At 68.1% G+C, this 19,344-nt stretch carries 9 protein-coding genes; 7 read left to right on the forward strand and 2 right to left on the reverse strand.

Annotated elements, in window-relative coordinates; all coding sequences use genetic code 11:
- Window positions 1–124: 124 nt before the first annotated feature.
- The 6 genes from Pla123a_RS11125 to Pla123a_RS11150 all read left to right on the forward strand — a co-directional run bounded on the left by Pla123a_RS11125 (window position 125) and on the right by Pla123a_RS11150 (window position 9,768).
- On the forward strand, window positions 125–2,710 hold the full coding sequence (locus Pla123a_RS11125) for a glutaminase family protein (RefSeq protein WP_146586889.1): 2,586 nt from the start codon (window positions 125–127) through the stop codon (window positions 2,708–2,710).
- A gap of 26 nt (window positions 2,711–2,736) precedes the next feature.
- Entirely contained in the window at window positions 2,737–4,290 is a 1,554-nt protein-coding gene (locus Pla123a_RS11130) for an alpha-L-arabinofuranosidase C-terminal domain-containing protein (protein WP_146586891.1), read from the forward strand.
- A 77-nt stretch (window positions 4,291–4,367) separates the two neighbouring features.
- On the forward strand, window positions 4,368–5,336 hold the full coding sequence (locus Pla123a_RS11135) for a LamG domain-containing protein (protein WP_146586893.1): 969 nt from the start codon (window positions 4,368–4,370) through the stop codon (window positions 5,334–5,336).
- Between the two features lie 88 nt (window positions 5,337–5,424).
- Complete coding sequence (locus Pla123a_RS11140) at window positions 5,425–7,722, forward strand: GH92 family glycosyl hydrolase (protein ID WP_146586895.1); 2,298 nt, start codon at window positions 5,425–5,427, stop codon at window positions 7,720–7,722.
- A 122-nt stretch (window positions 7,723–7,844) separates the two neighbouring features.
- Window positions 7,845–8,996 carry an endonuclease/exonuclease/phosphatase family protein gene (locus tag Pla123a_RS11145; protein ID WP_146586896.1) on the forward strand — a complete coding sequence of 384 codons (1,152 nt, stop codon included), beginning with the start codon at window positions 7,845–7,847 and terminating at the stop codon, window positions 8,994–8,996.
- Window positions 8,997–9,024: 28 nt separating this feature from the next.
- A complete protein-coding gene (locus Pla123a_RS11150) occupies window positions 9,025–9,768 on the forward strand; it encodes an ABC transporter permease (protein WP_146586898.1) in 744 nt (247 codons plus the stop codon).
- A gap of 16 nt (window positions 9,769–9,784) precedes the next feature.
- Here the strand turns inward: Pla123a_RS11150 and Pla123a_RS11155 are convergent, their stop codons facing one another.
- Window positions 9,785–10,621 carry a helix-turn-helix transcriptional regulator gene (locus tag Pla123a_RS11155; RefSeq protein WP_231956397.1) on the reverse strand — a complete coding sequence of 279 codons (837 nt, stop codon included), beginning with the start codon at window positions 10,619–10,621 and terminating at the stop codon, window positions 9,785–9,787.
- Between the two features lie 462 nt (window positions 10,622–11,083).
- Entirely contained in the window at window positions 11,084–12,508 is a 1,425-nt protein-coding gene (locus tag Pla123a_RS11160) for an undecaprenyl-phosphate glucose phosphotransferase (RefSeq protein WP_146586902.1), read from the reverse strand.
- Window positions 12,509–12,797: 289 nt separating this feature from the next.
- On the opposite strand from Pla123a_RS11160, the gene Pla123a_RS11165 reads away from it, so the two are divergent.
- A complete protein-coding gene (locus Pla123a_RS11165; protein WP_197527877.1) occupies window positions 12,798–18,935 on the forward strand; it encodes an alpha-2-macroglobulin family protein in 6,138 nt (2,045 codons plus the stop codon).
- The last annotated feature ends 409 nt before the right edge of the window (window positions 18,936–19,344 follow it).

Here is a 19,344-nt window from a genome sequence, read left to right on the forward strand (position 1 = left end):
ACGCGGTGGCACGCCCGACTACTGTTTTTTGACTCAGATTTCCCGCCCCCGGTGTGATTACCTACTCCGGCTCTCCCCTACGCCCGCCGCAATGGCGGAAGATCAACCCGTTTGAGACCAAGCCATGCGGAATTCCATTCTCCCACTCACGAAGTCGGCAGTGATCGCCGCGGCCGCCCTCGCGTGCCACGCCGCCCAGGCCGTGCCCCACGAGTCGGCTCCCCCGGCGACCCCGCTGATCGCCTGCGACCCGTACTTCAGTGTGTGGTCGCCCGGGCCTGAGTTGGCGGCCGCTAACACCGAGCACTGGACCGGCAAGCCGCACCGCCTGGCGAGCATCGTGACGGTCGACAACAAGCGTTTCCGCGTGATGGGCGCCGATCCCGCTGGCGTGGCGGCCATGCCGCAGACCGGGCTTGAGGTCTCGCCGACCCAGACCCGTTACACCTTCGCTGGTGCGGGCGTCGAAGTAGAGCTGAAGTTCACCACGCCTTCGCTGCCCGAGGACATCGACCTGCTGTCGCGTCCGATCACGTACCTGACCTACACGGTCCACTCGACCGACGGCGCCGAGCACGACGTGGCGATCGACTTTGTCGCGTCGTCCGAGCTGAGCGTCAACAACAGCCCCGAGGAGGCCACGGCCTCGACGACCGAGGAGAATAGCCTGGCGGTCGCCGCCATGTCGGCGGTGAACCAGCGGGTGCTGCGGAGCCGCGGCGACGACATCCGCATCGACTGGGGCACGTTCTACGTCGCCGCCAAGGCCGACCAGGCCGACGTGCAGGTCGGCAAGCGGAGCGAACTGATGAACGATCGCGACGGCGGCGGCGAGACGCAGGCCCCGGCCCGCTCGCTGGCCGGGCGGGTGTCGTTCCACCTGGACGCCGTCGGCGCCGAGCCGCAATCGCGCTGGCTCATCGCGGCCTACGACGACCTGTACTCCATTCAGTTTATGCACCAGAATCTGCGGCCCTACTGGCGTCGCAACGGGCTGGACGCGTCGGGGCTGCTCGCTGAGGCCGCGACCGACTACGCCAGGCTGCTCAAGCGGTGCGACGCGTTCGACGAGGAGCTGACCGCCGACCTCCGGGCGGCTGGCGGCGACGACTACGCCTACATCGGCTCGCTCGCCTTCCGCCAGTGCTTCGCGGCCGGCAAGTTCGTCGCGGACGCCAACGGGCAGCCGATTCAGTTCTGCAAAGAGAACCACAGCAACGGCTGCATCGGCACCTCGGACGTGTTCTACCCGATGGCTCCGCAGTTCCTGCTGTTCGGCCCGACGCTCGCCAAGTCGTTCATCGCGCCGTTCATGGAGTACGCCGCCAGCGACCGCTGGACCTTCCCCTTCGCCCCGCACGACCTGGGCACCTACCCCAAAGCGAACGGCCAGGTGTACGGCGGCGGCGAGACCAGCGAAGAGAACCAGATGCCGGTCGAGGAGAGCGGCAACATGCTGATCCTGATGGCCGCCGTCGCGCAGCTCGAGGGCAACACCAGCTTCGCCGACCGCTACTGGCCGGAGCTGACCCAATGGGCCGAGTACCTGCGTGAGGAGGGATTCGACCCCGACAACCAGCTCTGCACCGACGACTTCGCCGGCCACCTTGCCCACAACGTTAACCTGTCGGCCAAGGCAATCTGCGGCCTCGGTTCGTACGCCAAGCTGTGCGAGATGCGGGGCGACGCCCCGACCGCCAGCGAGTACCGCAAAGTCGCCGAGGAGTTCGCCGCCCGCTGGGTCGAGGCCGCCGACGACGGCGACCACTTCCGCCTGACCTTCGACCGCCCCGGCACCTGGAGCCAGAAGTACAACCTGGTGTGGGACAAGGTGCTCGGCCTGAACCTGTTCCCCGAGGCCGTGCTCGCCAAGGAGATGGCCTACTACAAGCAGGCGCAGAACGAGTTCGGCCTGCCGCTGGACAACCGCAACACCTACACCAAGCTCGACTGGGTGCTGTGGACCGCCAGCCTGACGAACAACCGTGAGGACTTCGCCGCGTTGGTCGCTCCTGTCGTCAAGTTCCTCGACGAGACCCCCAACCGCCAGCCGATGACCGACTGGTACAAGACCGACACCGCCCGCAAGGTCGGCTTCACCGCCCGCCCGGTGGTGGGCGGCGTCTTCATGCGGATGCTGTACGACGACAAGGTTGTCGAGAAGTGGGCGTCGCGTGAGAAGGTCGACGCGGGCGACTACGCCCCGCTGCCGATCCCGCCGGTCGTAACCGAGGTGGTGCCCACCGCCGCCGACCGCGGCAAGCAGGCGCCCGAGTGGCAGTACACCTTCGACCGGCCCCGCCGCGGCTGGTTCAAGCCGGGCTTCAACGCCTCGAGCTGGAAGACCGGCGCCGCCGGCTTCGGCAGCCGCGGGACCCCCAACGCCCGCAACAACACCAACTGGACCGGCGGCGCGATCTGGATCCGCCGCGAGTTTGATGTCGACGCGTCGAAGCTGAAGAACCTGCAGCTCTACGTGCACTACGACGAGGACGCCCGCGTGTACATCAACGGCGAGCTCGCCGCTCGGCTCGACGGCTACAGCACCGACTACGAGCTCGTGCCGATTTCCCCGGCGGCGATCGCCACGCTGAAGCCGACCGGCAACACGCTGGCGGTTTCGTGCCGCAACCAAAACGGCGGCCAGTACATCGACGTCGGCTTCGCCACCGTTGAGAAAGCGGGCGACAGCGTCGCCTCGAAGGAGTAGACCTAGCTAACCGCTCCACAAACAGCATGCGACAGCACCACGGTGACAACTCGATCTCCCGGCGGGGGGCGCTCAAGACGCTGGCCGCGACGACGCTCGGCGCGGCCGCGGCGTCGCGCGTGTCGGCTGCCGACGGCAAGGGGTCGGTCTTGGCGGTCGACCCGACGCCCGGGCACGAGATCTCGCCGCACCTGTACATGCAGATTATGGAGCCGCTGGGGGTTACGGACAGCTCGGTCGAGGCCTCCTGGGACCACGCCCGCAACGACTGGCGGCCCGACCTCGTCGAGGCGACCCGCCGGCTCGGGCCGGGCATGGTCCGCTGGGGCGGCATCTACACCGACTTCTACCGCTGGCGCGAGGGGGTCGGGCCACGCGACCAGCGGCCGCCGATGCACAACCTGCAGTGGGGCGGCATCGAGTCGAATCAGGTCGGCACCGCCGAGTTCGTCGACTTCTGCAGCCGCGTCGGCGCCGACCCGCTGATGTGCGTCAACTTCGAGTCCGACGGGCGGGAGCGGTACATGACCGCCGCCGGCAAGCCCCGCAGCGGCGACGCCCGCGAGGCGGCCGACTGGGTCTCGTACTGCAACGACCCGGTCAACGCCGAACGCCGCGTCCACGGCTTCGAGCAGCCGCTAACGATCAAGCACTGGCAGATCGGCAACGAGACCTCCTACGACCGCCACGGCTTCGACCTCGAGACCACGGCCCAGAAGACGGTCGAGTTCGCCCGGGCGATGCGCGAGCGCGACGCGTCCATCCGGCTGATCGGTTGGGGCGACAGCGGCTGGGCGCCGCGGATGGCGGAGGTCGCCGGCGAGCACCTCGACATGCTCGCCTTCCACCACATGTTCGACCCCGACGACCGCCGCGAACCGGTGCTGCGGGGCGAGCGGTACCGCCGCGACCCAACCGCGACCTGGGAGGTGCTGATGCGCGCCTGGGAGCACAACGACCACAAGATCCGCGAGGTCCGCGACAGCCTGGACGGCGCCGAAATGCCGTTGGCGATGACCGAGTGCCACTTCGCCATCCCCGGCCGCAACCGCTGCGACGTGCTGTCGACCTGGGCGGCGGGCGTTTCCTACGGGCGGATCCTCAACAACCACCAGCGCCACGCGGACGTGCTCAAGATCGCCACCGCGGCCGACTTCTGCGGAAACCGCTGGCAGGTCAACGCCGTGATGCTGCCAACCCCAGCCGGCTCGGGCGAAGCGTACCTGATGCCGGTGGCCCGCGTGATGCGGCTCTACAGCCACCACATCGGCACGCACACGGCCCGCGTCTCGCAGACCCCCGACGGGCTCGACGTCGTGGCGAGCAGGGCGGGCGACAAGCTGTACCTGCACGTGGTGAACTGCCAACAGACGCGGGACATCACGGCCGAGTTGGCGATCGCCGGAGAGCGGCCCGCCCGCGCGACGGCGGTGCAGATCGTGGAGGAACCGATGGTGGAGGTCTCGCACCTCAACAGCAAGGAAGTGATGACGGAACGTCGGATAGACCTACCGAGAGATGAACCTTGGCGTTTCCCGGCCGCGTCGGTGAGTGCGGTGGAGGTGTCGCTAGCGGGCTGACCTCGGCCCGCCGGCCGCGACGCAGCCGGATTGTTTTTTTCCCTTCTGTTTCCTCTTTTCAACTGTGGACGAAGCTCATGAGAATGTCATTTGTAAAACTAACGCTGTGCGGCCTGGTCGCCGCAGCGCTGACGCCGTGCGCGTCGGCGAGCACCGTCGCGCACTGGCGATTTGAAGCCGGCCCCGCCGACAGCAACATCGCGCACCTGGCCGGCGACGACGCCGGCAACACCTACTCGGCCGACGTGCCGGACGTCTCGGGCAACGGCCACGACTTGTCGGCCTGGGTGACGGGCGGCTGCTGTGGTTTCGCCTATCGGACCGAAACCCCGGCCGGCTCCGTGCCGGCGATTGGCGCCACCAACAACTTCAGCGTGCAGAACACCGGCGGCGGCCCGGGCATGTTCACCGGCCCGACCGGCATCGAGTCCATCACGCCGGGCGCTTTCACGATCGAGGCTTCTTTCAAGCTCGAGAACGGCGGCTACCGCACGGTTGTCGGCCGTGATTCGACCGACGTCGTGGACGCGAACCGCGAGCTCGCCGCGGTCTACTTCCAGGCGATGCCCAACAACCAGTTCGCTGTCAAATTTGCCGACCAGGACGGCTACTTCCACGAAGCGATCTCGCCGGAAAACGCGATCATCACTTGGGATCCGGGCTCGCAAACTTCGGACGACGCGCACTGGTACAACGCCGTTGGCGTGAGCGACGGTTCGATGCTGTCGCTGTACCTGGCCGACGCTACCCTCGGCACGGGCTACCAGCTCATCACGACCACCGACCTGACCGCTAGCGGGAGCACCAACACGGCGATGGCCACCCCGGCCGGCGCCGGTGGCGACTGGATCGCCGGCAACTGGACCGTTGGTCGCGGCATGTACAACGGCGGCCACGGCGACCGCGGCTACGGCTTCATCGATGAAGTCCGCATCAGCGACAGCGCCCTCGCCCCCAGCGAGTTCCTGTTCGCCCCCGAGCCCAGCTCGGTTTTGCTCGGACTTATTGGCGTACTCTCTTCCCTATCGGCTGCCAGGATCCGATAGTGGTGGATTGTGACCGGCGCCCCCGCCGCTTGCGGCGGGGGCGCTTCGTTTTACGCACAGTCCACGCTCCCTGGCCCCCTCCTTCCGCATGACGCCCCCCTCCCCACCCCGCGTCGTGGCCTGCCTGCTGGCGGCCCTCGCTTTGTCCCCGGCGACCCGCGCCGGAGAACCACGCGACCTCGTGCGGCACGTCAATACGCTGCAGGGCACCAACTCACGCTTCGAGCTCACCCGCGGCAACACCTACCCGACCTGCGCGCTGCCGTTCGGCATGCACACCTGGACGCCGCAGACCGGGCACAACGGCGACGGCTGGAAGTACCAGTACCACCGCGACCAGATCCGCGGCTTCCAGCAGGCGCACCAGTGCAGCTCGTGGAGCAACGACTACGCGGTGTTCTCGCTAATGCCGGTGGTCGGCGAACTGGTTGTCGACGAGAACGCCCGCGCGAGCCGGTTCCGCCACGACGACGAAGTCGGCAAGCCCCACTACTACCGCGTGACGCTCGAGAACGGAGTGGAGGTCGAGATTTCGCCAACTGTCCGCGGGGCCATGCTGCGGTTCCGCTTCCCGCCCGACCAGCCGGCCCACCTGGTGCTCGACGGCTACCTCGGCCGCAGCAAGATCCGCGTCGACGACGATCAGGACCGCCTGGTCGGCTGGGTCCGCAACGGCCGGAACCAGCCCCGCGGCTTTGTGAATCATTTCCTCGTGCAGTTCGACACGCCGGTCGAGTCGTACGGGGCGTGGCGCGGCGGCGCCAAGGGCGTGTCGCCTGGGCAGGCCGAGTCCTCTGGCAACAAGGCCGGCGCGTACGTCACCTTCGCGCCCGGCTCGGTCGTGCAGGCGAAGGTCGCGTCGTCGTACGTCAGCGCCGAGCAGGCCGCGCTGACCCTCGACCGCGAGCTCGGCCGCTACGACCAGCTCGAAGAGGTCAAAGAGGCCGCCGCCGAGGTCTGGAATCAGCACCTCGCCAAGCTGACCGTCGAGGGAGGACCGACCGAGCGGCTCGAGACCTTCTACTCGTGCTACTTCCGCGCGAGCCTGTTCCCGCGCAAGTTCTACGAGCGCGACGCCGAGGGCGAGGCCTACTACCGCAGCCCGTACGACGGCGAGGTCCACCGCGGCTACCTCTACACCGACACCGGCCTGTGGGACACGTTCCGCGCCCAGATGCCGCTCAACGCCCTGCTCTACCCGCAGATGCACGGCCGCTACATGCAGGCGCTGTTGGCGGCCCACCGGCAGTGCGGTTGGCTGCCGAGCTGGTCGTTCCCGGGCGAGGCGGGCAGCATGATCGGCAACCACGCGATCTCGCTGCTGGCCGACGCGTGGGCGAAGGGGATCCGCACGTTCGACCCGGCCGAGGCGCTGGCCGCCTACGACCACGAGTCGAGCCACAAGGGCCCCTGGGGCCCGGCCAACGGACGCGGCGGCGCCGACGTGATCGAGCGGATCGGCTACCTACCCTACCCCGAGTTCCGCGAGGCGACCGCCAAGACCCTCGAGTACGCCTACGACGACTTCTGCGGCTACTGGCTCGCCAAACAGACCGGCGACGAGGAGCTGGCCGAGAAGTTCGCTAAGCGGATGTACAACTACCGCCACGTGTTCGACGGGCAGACCGGTTTCATGCGGGGCCGCGACGCAGAAGGCGGCTGGGCGCCCAACTTCGACCCGATCGAGTGGGGCGGCCCCTACACCGAGGGCTCCGCCTGGCACTGGGTCTGGTCCGTGTTCCACGACCCGCACGGCCTGGGCGAGCTGCTCGGCGGCGACGACGCGTTTGTCGAGAAGCTCGACGCCGTATTCGCCGCGCCCGCCGAGTTCAAGCCGGGGACCTACGGCGCGCCGATCCACGAGATGCGTGAGATGGTCCTCGGCCAGATGGGGCAGTACGCCCACGGCAACCAGCCGATCCAGCACATGCCCTACCTGTACTGCTACGCCGGCCAGCCGTGGAAGACACAGCGGTGGGTCCGCGAGGTGATGCAGAAGCTCTACAACGCCACCGAGGACGGCTACCCGGGCGACGAGGACCAGGGGCAGACGTCGTCGTGGTTTGTGCAGAGCGCACTGGGCTTCTACTCGGTCTGCCCGGGCGTCGACCAGTACGTGCTGGGCAGCCCCGCGTTCGAGAAGGCGACCCTCCGCCTCGAGAACGGCAAGCGGTTCGTCGTCGAGGCCCCGGGCAACTCGGCGGAAAACGTCTACATCCAGGCCGCGACGCTCAACGGTGCGCCGCTCGACCGCAACTATCTGACGCACGATGAGATTGTCCAGGGCGGCGTGCTGCGACTCGAGATGGGCCCGCAGCCGAACCTCGACCGCGGCGTCGGCGTTGACGCCCGGCCGTTCTCGGTGTCGACGGCCGATCGGCCCTAGCGGTCGATGGTCCGCGCTAGTGGGGCGGAGGTCGCGGGCAAGGCCCCGGCGCCTTGCCCAGGGCGACGTCCAGCGACAAGATGGGGGGACCCTTTTGCCCCGTCTGTGTTTGAAGCCGTCGCATGATCTGGATCGCTCGACTCGCCACCGCCTTTGTCGCCGCCGCCACGCTGCTGCCGCTGCTGCCGTTGGGGGCCTGGTACGTGCGGGTGTGCGACTTCCCCCGGCTGCAGCTGGCCGCCGGGGCGGTCCTGCCGCTGCTGGCGGTGACGCTGATCCCCGGCATGGGCAACTGGTTCGGCGAGCGCGGCCTGCTGGCAACCGCGTGCCTGCTGGTCATCGCCTGGCAGACGTCGCACGTGATCCCCTACACCGGGCTGGTCCGCACCGAGGTGGCCGCGCCGTCGGAGCAGGACTCGGACGCCAACCGGCTGCGGGTGGTGGTGGCCAACCTCGACTACGAGAACGACCAGAAGGACGCCATGCTGGCGGCGTTGCAAGCCGAGTCGCCCGACCTGCTGCTGCTGATCGAGTGCGACCAGGCGTGGCACGATGCGCTGGCGCCGCTCAAGGAACGGCTGCCCCACGAGTGCGGCAAGGTCCAGGGCGAAGGGGTCGGGCTGATGCTGTGGTCGCGGCTCCCGCTCGAAGAAGCCGAGGTGCGGTTCCTGATCACCGAGCGGCGGCCCTCGATCCACACCCACGTGACGCTCGAATCCGGAGACCGGGTGCGTGTGGTCTGCGTGCACCCCACGCCGCCGGGCCTGCAGGACAGCACCGGTGAGGATCGTCGCGACAGCCGCGTCCGCGATGCAGAGCTCGTGGTGGTCGCCAACGAGATGAGCCAGAGCGGCAAGGAGCCCTGCATCGTCACCGGCGACTTCAACGATGTGGCGTGGTCGGCGACCACCCGCTTGTTCAAACGGCTCAGCGGCCTGCAGGACCCGAGGGTCGGCCGCGGGCTGTACAACACCTACCCCGCCAGGCACGCGCTGCTGCGGTTCCCGATCGACCACGTGTTCTTGTCGCCCGGCTTCGCTTTGGAAGAGCTGCGTCGCCTGAAGCTGCCGGGCTCCGACCATTTTGGCGTCGTGGCCGAGGTCTACGCCCCGGCGACTACCGACGAGCAGGTCGAGGCCACCCCGGAAGAATTCGAGCAGGCGGAAGAGATCCTCCAGGAGGGCAAGGAAGACGCCGAGGAGCGCGACATCAAGTCGGACGAGGCCGAGCAGCACACCCTGAACCGGCCCGCCGACCTACCGCGTCCCGCCTAACGGCTCCCCCGCCCCGCCAGGAAGAACGATGCCCGTCCCGCTACCTCTGCTGGCGGAACTCCCGACGATCTCGATCCCGAAGCTGCTGATCGCGCTGGCTCCGGCGTTGGGGGTGCTGTTCGTCCTGGCGCGGTGGTCGCTGCGGCCGTGGGCGTCGGTCACCGCGTTGGCGCGGATGCTGCTGCAGCTGCTCGCGATCGGCTACGTGCTTACCGCGGTCTTCGAGACCGACCGCCCCGAGGTCGTGGGGCTGGTGCTGACGATCATGCTGCTCGCGGCCGGAGGGATCGCGCTGCGGACCATCAACGGGCCGAGTCTGCGGCAACGCGGCATTGCGATCGCCGCGATCCTGTTCGGCGCCGGCGTGCCGCTGCTGCTCTGCACCCAGGTAGTGCTCACGCTCGACTCCTGGTTCAGCCCGCGGTACATCATCCCGCTCTCGGGCATGGCCCTGGCGAACGCCATGAACACCATCAGCCTGGCAGCCGAACGCTTCCAGGCAGAGGTCGACCGGGGAGAGCCGCGCGGCGTCGCCCGCGACGCCGCGATGCGGGCGAGCCTGATCCCGGCGACCAACGCGCTCTTGGCGGTTGGGCTGGTGTCGATCCCGGGCATGATGACCGGTCAGGTGCTGGCCGGCGTCGACCCGCTGATTGCCGCGCGGTACCAGATTATGGTGATGGCGATGGTGTTCAGCTCGGCCGGACTGTCGGCGGCGTGCTACCTATCGATTGTCGCGCGGGACAACTTCGGGGCCGCCGCGCCGCGGTAGAGCAGCCGCGGGACGCTCACTCTTGCTCGACGTCCATCCCGTTGCCCGCCCGGAACTTGCACACCAGCTCGAGTTGGTCCTTGGCGTCGTAGAAGCGGAGGATGCTGCGGACGTGGTCGCGGACCGTGTTCTCGGAGATGCTCATCGCCTCGGCAATATCGGGGCGGCGGCGGCCGTCGAGCAGATGAACAAGTACAACACGCTGCGTCGGCGTGAGCTGCGGCACGGCGTTGTCGCGGTGCTCGGGCAGGCCCGCAAAATGCAGCCAGTCGACGTTCGACAGCACGATGTGGGTGATCCGGCGGCGGCGGTCTGAGAACTTTTCCCGCCCGACGTGCCTGTAGAGGCCGATCGCGCTGCACATCTCGACACCCCCCAAGAGTGGGTAGATGCTGTACAGGAAGTCGTCGATCCCGCGGTCGAGCCGGTACTTCTTGACCGTGGGGTGGTTGTACCAGTCGTCGTCTGAGACAAGCTGGTCGCGGGTGCGGGTGTAGTGCCGCCCCTTCGCCATCTCGACAGTCAGCGGCGCATCCTCGGGCGGCGGCAGCTTGCAGGTCTGACTCGCCTCGACCCAACCATCGAACTGCGATTGGGTGAGGTCCTCGTGGATCACGCCGACGCTCATCGGCTGTTCTTTGGAGTGGTCGCAGAAGGTCATGGACCAGAGCCAACCGTCGGCCCCGGTCAGCTCCTTTAACCTCCGCATTAGCAACCGCTTACGCGCATTGACGTCACCGTCGTGGCCGGCGACTTCCCCGAGGAGCCTGGCGATCGCCACAGCGTCCTCAATGGGAATCATGCCGTCTTGTTGTTGAATCGAGTTGCCCTCGCCCACCGGAGCTGCTTTCACTTACAAACTTAATAAAGTTTTAAACTGGGTCGTTTACGGCGGCATCCCCCCAGGGGGTGATTGGAATACGCAGCGTAGCGAACAAAATCGTGCCAGGAAAGTGAGCGCGCGAATGAATCAAGGGTCTCCGCGTTTTTTTGTGGCGCCAGACGCCGTGAATAGCGATCTAGAAAGCGGAACGACAATAGGCGCCAAGACCGGCCCGCCGGCGGCGAACTGCTAGCCGAGAAAACGGCGCGCAGTGGGTCCACGGGGGGGTAACGGCGCCCTGGGCCGCCCACAACCCTGCCAGCGGGAATACTTGCCAGCAGACCATGAGCGACAGCCGTTGCGCCGCGTCCCGGCTCAATGGCGTCTGATCTACGGAACAGGCCGAAGCGAAAGCCTCCGGGGTAGACCGAGATCAGGCGCCATTCAGCCGCGGCGCGGCGGCGGCATTTAGCCGCGGCGCGGAGCCGGCGCTCAGTACGCGTTTTCCTGCTTGAGCACCACCAACGCGGTGCGGAACAAGATCTTCAGGTCCATCCAGAGCGACCAGTCGCGGATGTACAGGTGGTCGTAGCGGACGCGGCCCTGCATCTTGTCGAGGGTCTCGGTCTCGCCGCGGAAGCCCATCACCTGGGCCAGGCCGGTGATGCCCGGCTTCACCTTGTGCCGTAGCATGTAGCCGTCGATCAGGGTGCGGTACTGCTCGTTGTGGGCCGTGGCGTGCGGCCGCGGGCCGACCAGGCTCATCGTGCCCTGAAGCACGTTAAACAGCTGCGGCAGCTCGTCGAGCGAGGTCTTCCGTAGGATGGCGCCGAGCGGCGTGATGCGGCTGTCGTGCTTGGTCGCCTGGCGGACGACGGGGCCGTTGTCTTCGGTCCGCATGGAGCGGAACTTCCAGACCATAATCTCGCGGCCGTCTAGCCCGTAACGCTTCTGACGGAAGATCGCCGGGCCGCGGCTGGTGAGCTTCACCGCGGCGGCGATCAACGCCATCGGTACGGCCAGCAGGGCCAGCAGCAGCGACCCGAAGAACAAGTCGCAGCTTCGCTTGAACAGCCCGTCGACGCCGTGCAGCGGGTTCTCGTGAACGCTGACCGCGGGCAGGCCGTCGATGTTGGTCCAGCGGGCGTGCATCAGCTCGAAGACAAAGAAGTCCGGCACGATGTAGACGCTGGCGGTGGTGTCGGAGAGCTTGCTGAGCACGCCGCGGATGCGCTGCTCGGCACGCATCGGGAAGGTAATGTAGACCGACTCGACCTTGCCGCTGCGGCAGTCGGCGACCAGCTGGTCGAGGTCGCCGGTGCGGCTGTTGGCGTTCTGGGCGACGCGGCCGACTTCGGCCAGGCGGTCGTCGTAGAAGCCGCCGACCCGCAGGCCGAGGCTGGGGCAGCCGTTGAGGTTCTCGGCGAGCTGCACGCCGAGTTCATTGGTTCCGCAGATCGCGACCGAGCGGGTGTTGTAGCCGCGGCTGCGGAGTGCGGCCTGGGCGCCGCGGATCGCGACCCGCACGCCCATCATCGCGGCGGGGGCTCCGAGCAGCCAGGCGATCTTGGTCTCGTAGCTGAAGCGGACGTTGTAGTGGGTCAGCAGGCCGATGCCCAACAGGCCGGCGACCGCGTAGCCCCAGGTCATGGCGATGCAGGCCAGCTCGCGACGCAGCCGGTCGCCCCGCCAGCTGTGGTACAGGCCGGTCGCCTCGGCCGCGACGTGCATCGCCAGCACGGCGGCGGCGGTAATGATCACCAATTCGTTAGCCAGCGAGTTGCCCGCCTCGCCTCCGACCGGGGTCGCCTGGAGGGCGACGAACAGGACTCCGGCAATCACGGCCGCGTCCAGCAGGCGGTGGACGCTGTGCAGGACCGAGCTGTGCTGACGGATGCCGCGGGAGATTGGGTTCATCGACGAGTGCCGGGCTGAGGTCGGGGGGTGGAACACCGGCAGACAGTGCAACGCCGGCGCCAGAACCCGCGGCGGGCAGAATACACGGCGTTTTCGGCCCCGGAACGCCCTGCAGGGCCCGCCGCGATGCGAATTGTCAACACGGCTGTCGCCGCCCGCCAACAGCGGCGGGCCGGCTGTGGCAGGCCGTTGGCGGCGCCGCAGGGAACTCCCTGCTACCTCAGAGCGTCTGACTTGCGTATCCTGTCCCTCGACGGACCTCCCCTGCCTAACGGAACACTCAGGCGCCATGATCCCACGGAAGAAGCTGTTTCTGCTGTTGCTGCCCGCCGCGGCCCTCCTCTCAATGGCCTTCGCCCAAAACCAGCCCCCGCTGCCGCCGGCCGGCGGGCAACAAGCCGCCGAAGACGGCAACTGGCGCCAGGCCTACAACGACCTGCGCAGCGGGCTGCTCAACCAGACGCTGCCCGAGGGCGAGATCACGCCCGCGATCGCCCAGGCGGTCCGCTGCCTGGCGGAGCTGAACCGTGTCGCCGAGAGCGACGCCTTCCTGGAGGACGTCGCGGGGCAGTACCCGCAGAGCGCCGCGGTGCTGCTGAAGGTCGCCCAGCAGTACGAGAACCTGCCGCACTACGGATCGATGGTCAGCGGCGAGTTCCACCGCGGCAACATGCGCGGCCGCGCCCAGGTCGCCAACGCCTACTCCCGCGACCGCGTCCGGGCGTTGCAGCTGCTGCGCGAGGCGACGCGGCTCGAAGGCGATCCTTCCTCTGCCGCGGCCGTGGCCCGGTCGCTGGCCGATGTCATGATGGGGAGCCGTTTTCAGAGCCAGCCCTGGCAGCTGCAGCTGCTGACCGACATCGACCAACTGCCCGACTACGAGGAGGGCTGGGGGCACTCGCGTGGGTCGAACCAGGGCGCGCCGGTTGGCGCCGATGGCGAGCCGCTGTTCTACGCATTGCCCGAATCATGGGACGCCGCCCGCAACGACGGCGAGCGCTGGCGTTGGGCCTGGGAGCAGTACGCCCAGCAGGGCGACTACGAGCGGACGCAGGAGCAGCTCGCCCGGGCGAGGTTCCTCGAGAGCCAGTTCGGCGTGCCGACGCTCGCCCAGTACCTGCCGCTGCTGGCCCGCCAGGGCGAGGGTGACTCCGACGCCAGCATCTTCACGCTGCACACGCTCGCCGAGGACGAAACGCTGGCGCGGCTCGCGACCGGCGTGCGGCGATTCAAGCTGCCCGACGAGCACAACCACTTGAAGCTGTACCAAGAAGTCTTGGCCAGCGGCGCCGCAAAGTCGCTCAAGCAGCCCGCGCTGGACGCCGCCAACCAACTCGCCGGCCTGTTCCAGAACCGCCGCCAGTACCCGCGGGCGGTGGAGTACCTGGACCAGGCGATCGAGTTCGCCCCCAGCGAGCAGCATCCTAGTCTGAAGCAAAGCCGTGACCAGATCACCAAGCCGTGGGGCGAGTTCCAGCCGGCCGAAACCCAGCCCGCTGGCCAGGGCGCCACGGTCGAGCTGCAGTACCGCAACGCCGAGTCCGTGGAGTTCACGGCCCGCCCGATCAAGCTGCCGCAACTGCTCGCCGACGTGAAGGCGTACCTCGAATCGCGGCCCGACAAGCTCGAGGGCGAGCGGCTCAACATCGACAACCTCGGCTACCGCATGCTGCAGGAGGGGCAGGAAAAGCACCTCGGCCCGGCGGCGGCCGAGTGGAAACTCGACCTCGCCCCGCCGGCCGGCCACTTCGACGACCAGGTGACGGTCACCACGCCGCTGCAGCAGGCGGGCGCCTACTGGGTGACCGCCAAGCTGGCCGACGGCAACACGTGCCACACGGTGCTCTGGCTCGCCGACACGGCCATCGTCCGCAAGCCGCTCGACGGCAAGCAGCTGTACTTCGTCGCCGACGCCAAGAGCGGCCGGCCGGTCGCCAACGCCACGGTCGAGCTGTTCGCCTTCCGCCAGCGGCCCGACGAGAACCAGCCCAACCGCTACTTCGTCGAAACACAGAAGTTCGCCGAGAAGACCGACGCCAACGGGATGATCGAGGTCGAGAACTCCAAGGACGATGAAAACCGCGGCTACCAGTGGCTCGCCACGGTCGCCACGGCCGACGGGCGATACGCCTATCTTGGCTTCGACGGCTTCCGCCGCGCGACGCTGCTGCACGGCAACTACAACCAGACCAAGGCGTTCGTCGTGACCGACCGGCCGGTCTACCGCCCCGGGCAGAAGGTGCATTACAAGGCCTGGATCCAGCGGGCCCGCTACGGCGTCGACGACCCGGCGTCGGAGTTCGCCCACAAGTCGTTCCGCGTCGAGCTGATCGACGGTCGCAACGAGAAGGTGCAGCAGCTGACGCTCACCGCCAACGCTTACGGCGCAGTCGAGGGCGAGTACGCCCTGCCGAACGGCGCCACGCTCGGCGGCTACCGGCTGAACGTGCTCGGGCACGGCTCGGGCGGTTTCCGGGTCGAGGAGTACAAGAAGCCCGAGTACGAGGTCACGGTCGACGCGCCCACCGAGGGCGTTGCGCTGGGCGAAGAGTTCACCGCCAAGATCCAGGCCAAGTACTACTTCGGCGCGCCGGTCGTCAACGCGACGGTCGCGTACAAGGTTACCCGCACCAAGAAGCAGGCCGACTGGTTCCCGCCGCGGCCGTGGGACTGGCTGTACGGGCCGGGCTACGGCTGGCTCGGCTGCGACTTCGACTGGCACCCCGGCTTCCAACAGTGGGGCCTCCGCTGCCCGTCGCCGGGCTGGCTGCCGTGGCGGCAGCCCGACCCGCCGGAGATCGTCGCCGAGGCCGAGTCGCCGCTCGACGCCGAGGGTTCGCTCGAGGTCAGCATCGACACCGCGCTCGCCAAGGCGCTCTACGGCGACTCCGACCACAACTACCACATCGAGGCCCAGGTCCGCGACGAGTCGCGCCGCACGATTGTTGGCACAGGCGATGTGCTCGCCGCCCAGCAGCCGTACCGCTCGTACGTCTGGACGACCCGAGGCCACTACCGCGTCGGCGACCCGGTGGAGGTCCGCATCGCGGTCCGCACGGCCGACGGCCGCCCGCTCGCCAAGACCGGCGACCTCAAACTACTGAAGCTCGCCTACTCCGACGACAACCAGCCCCCCAAGGAGACCGAGGTCCGCAAGTGGGAGCTCGCCACCGCCGCCGACGGCGGGGCGGGCCTGCAGATCAAGGCCTCCGAGCCGGGGCAGTACCGGCTGTCGTTCAAGTCGCAGACCGCCGCGGGTGAGGTGATCGAGGGGGGGCACGTCTTTTGCATCGCCGGCGAGGGCTTCGACGGCGCCGGCTTCGCTTTCAACGACCTCGAGATCGTCCCCGACAAGGCCGAGTACCGCCCCGGCGAGAAGGTCCGCCTGCAGGTCAGCACCGCGCGGACCGGCTCGGCCGTGCTGCTGTTTGTGCGTCCCGAGAACGGCGTCTACCCGGCGCCGCGGCTCGTCCGGCTGGACGGCAAGAGCACGTTCGTCGAGATCGACGTGCAGCCGACCGACATGCCAAACCTGATCGTCGAGGCGACCGCCGTTGGCGGAGCCCGCGTGCACCAAGCGGTCCGCGACATCGCCGTGCCACCGGTCAGCAAGGCCCTGAAGCTCGAGGTCTTGCCGGGCGCCCAGGCGTACAAGCCGGGGCAGGAGGCGACCGTCAAGCTCCGCCTGACCGACCGCGACGACCAGCCCGTGGTCGGCGACGCCGCGCTGACGATCTACGACAAGAGCGTCGAGTACAGCTCCGGCGGCTCGAACGTCGGCGACATCCGCAAGCACTTCTGGGACTGGCGCCGCACCCACTACCCCAACCGCACCGACAACCTCGGCCAGTACAGCTACAACCTAACCCCGCCCGGCGAAATCGGCATGCGCCCGCTCGGAGTGTTCGGCGGCCGCGTGCCCGCCACGGAGACCATGACCCGTGACAAGACTTTGACGTTGTCGCGGGCCATGCCGATGCGGCGTGGCATGGCGGGGGGCGATATGTACTTCGGCGTCCCGATGGCGATGGCGGCCGAGGCCGCTCCAATGGAGGACGCGGAAGCCGACGGCATCGGCGGCGGTGGTGGACAGGCGCCGCTAGTCGAAGCGACCGTCCGCACCGAGTTTGCCGACACGGCCCTGTGGGACGGCACGCTCGAAACCAATTCCGACGGCATCGCCGAGGTAACGCTCACCATGCCCGAGAACCTCACCACCTGGCAAGTCCGCGCATGGGGTGTCGGGCACGGCGCCCGCGTCGGCGAGGGCGCCGCCGAGATGGTGACCCGCAAGAACCTAATCGTGCGGCTGCAGACGCCGCGGTTCCTGGTCGAGACCGACGAGGTCGTCCTGTCGGCCAACGTGCACAACTACCTCGGTGAGGCGAAGCAGGTCACTGTGCGGCTGGAGCTGGAGGGGGGCGTGCTCGAGTCGCCCTCGCAGCTCAGCCAGCAGATCGAGGTCCCCGCGGACGGCGACCGCCGTGTCGACTGGCGGGTGTCGGCGATGAAGGAGGGCGGGGCGGTGGTCCGGGCCTTCGCCCTGACCGACGAAGAGTCGGACGCCATGGAGCTGACCTTCCCGGTCCGCGTGCACGGCATCCTCAAGCAGGACGCGTTCAGCGGCGCGATCGCCGCCGACGGCAGCCGCGGGACGTTCGAGATCGACGTCCCCACGAAACGCCGGCCCGAGCAGACCCGGCTGGAGGTCCGCTACTCGCCGACCCTGGCCGGAGCGATGGTCGACGCACTGCCCTACCTGATCGACTACCCGCACGGCTGCACCGAGCAGACGCTCAACCGGTTCCTGCCGGCGGTCCTCACCCAGCAGACTCTGATCGACCTCGGGGTCGACCTCAAGGCAATCCAGGACAAACAGACCAACCTCAACCCGCAGCAGTTGGGCGACGCCGCGGAGCGGGCCACGGGCTGGAAACGTTACGACCGCAACCCGGTGTTCGACCAGGCCGAGCTCGACAAGATCGTCAAGGCGGGCGTCCGAAGGCTGACGGACATGCAGCTTTCGGACGGCGGCTGGGGCTGGTTCAGCGGCTACGGCGAGCACAGCTCGGCCCACACCACCGCCGTGGTGGTGCGGGGCCTGTCGGTTGCGCGGCAGAACGATGTGGCCCTGCTCCCCAACACGATCGAACGGGGGGTGGAGTGGCTGAAGAACTACCAGCAGGGTGAGCTCGCGAAGCTCCGCAACGTCGACTCCGACGGCAACCGCATTGACGACGCCAAGCCCGCCAAGCAGAAGGCCGACAACCTCGACGCCCTCGTGCACCTGACCCTGGTCGACGCGGGCGGCTCGGACGCCGCGATGCGTGACTTCCTGTATCGCGACCGGACCTCGCTCGCCCCGTACAGCCTGGCGACCCTCGGCCTGGCCCTGCACCAGGAGGAGGGCCAGACCGACAAGCGTGACATGGTCATCCAAAACCTCAAGCAGTACGTCCAGACCGACGACGAGAACCAGACCGCCTGGCTCAACCTGCCGGGCGGCTCCTGGTGGTACTGGTACGGCAGCGAGTACGAGGCCCACGCCTACTTCCTGAAGCTGCTGGCCGCCACCGAGCCCGACGGCGACCTGGCCGCGGGGCTGGTGAAATACCTGCTCAACAACCGCAGCCACGCCACTTACTGGAACAGCACCCGCGACACGGCCCTGGTAGTCGAGGCGATGGCCGACTACCTCAAGGCGACCGGCCAGGCGAAGCCCGACCTGGCGGTCGAGGTCTGGCTCGACGGCGAGAAGCGTAAGGCAGTCAAGATCACCGCCGACAACCTGTTCACGTTCGATGGCGTGCTGGTGATCGAGGGCGCCGCCCTAACGCCGGGCCGCCACACGGTCGAGATCCGCAAGCAGGGCGATGGCCGGCTGTTCTACAACGGCTACCTGCAGAACTTCACGCTGCAGGACGACATCCGCCGCAGCGGGCTCGAGGTCCGCGTGACCCGCGAGCTGTACAAGCTCGAGCGGGTCGACAACGAGGAGCAGGTTGCCGGCGGCCGCGGCCAGGCGGTCGGCATCCAGACCGAGAAGTACCGCCGCCAGCGGGTCTCCAACCTGGCCGCCGTGGCGAGCGGCGACCTGGTCGAGGTCGAGCTGACGCTAGAGAGCAAGAACGACTACGAGTACCTCTTGATCACCGACCCCAAGGCGGCCGGCTTCGAGCCGGTCGAGGTGCAGAGCGGCTACAACGGCAACGAGATCGGCGCGTACGTCGAGTACCGCGACCAGTCGGTCAACCTGTTCGCCCGCCAGCTCGCCCGCGGCAAGCGGAGCGTCAGCTACCGGCTGCGGGCCGAGACGCCGGGCAAGTTCAGCGCCCTGCCGACCCAGATCGAGGCAATGTACGCCCCCGAGCTGCGGGGGAACAGCGACGAGATCAAGGTGCGGGTGATTGACGGGGGTGAGGGGTAGGTTGCCTGTCGCCGTCGGAGACGCCTCCTACCAAGTTGTGAGAGCGATCTCTGACCGCGATAGAAGCGTTGCCTGAACGCGGCGGATTCTTGTAGAGGCCCTCTGCTATCCGTGGTCTAATGCAGGCACGCGCGAGCTCTCTAGCCTCGCGCCCGCCAGACCGCTTTAGCCGCGGGGCGTTAGCCCCCGGTTAGAAACGCACAAACCGGGGGCCAACGCCCCGCGGCTGGTGAACTGCTGCGCGATGTTAAAAACTCAAGAGCCTCTGGTGACGCGGTCGCCGTCGGAGACGCCCCCTACCAAGCTGTGGGAGCGGCGGACAAAACCCCGGCCTCGCCCCGGAGGACCATCGCCAAAAACATCACTATGGGAGCCTGAAACGCACCTCGGGGCCAAACTCGGCCGGGGG

Source organism: Posidoniimonas polymericola, assembly GCF_007859935.1.
Classification (GTDB): Bacteria; Planctomycetota; Planctomycetia; order Pirellulales; family Lacipirellulaceae; genus Posidoniimonas; species Posidoniimonas polymericola.

What these genes read in the sequence shown, in the direction of transcription:
- Pla123a_RS11125 (WP_146586889.1), top strand. Translation starts at nt 125, where the DNA reads ATGCGGAATTCCATTCTCCCACTCACGAAGTCGGCAGTGATCGCCGCG.
- Pla123a_RS11130 (WP_146586891.1), top strand. Translation starts at nt 2,737, where the DNA reads ATGCGACAGCACCACGGTGACAACTCGATCTCCCGGCGGGGGGCGCTC.
- Pla123a_RS11160 (WP_146586902.1), bottom strand. Translation starts at nt 12,508, where the DNA reads ATGAACCCAATCTCCCGCGGCATCCGTCAGCACAGCTCGGTCCTGCAC.
- Pla123a_RS11165 (WP_197527877.1), top strand. Translation starts at nt 12,798, where the DNA reads ATGATCCCACGGAAGAAGCTGTTTCTGCTGTTGCTGCCCGCCGCGGCC.
- Pla123a_RS11140 (WP_146586895.1), top strand. Translation starts at nt 5,425, where the DNA reads ATGACGCCCCCCTCCCCACCCCGCGTCGTGGCCTGCCTGCTGGCGGCC.
- Pla123a_RS11150 (WP_146586898.1), top strand. Translation starts at nt 9,025, where the DNA reads ATGCCCGTCCCGCTACCTCTGCTGGCGGAACTCCCGACGATCTCGATC.
- Pla123a_RS11145 (WP_146586896.1), top strand. Translation starts at nt 7,845, where the DNA reads ATGATCTGGATCGCTCGACTCGCCACCGCCTTTGTCGCCGCCGCCACG.
- Pla123a_RS11135 (WP_146586893.1), top strand. Translation starts at nt 4,368, where the DNA reads ATGAGAATGTCATTTGTAAAACTAACGCTGTGCGGCCTGGTCGCCGCA.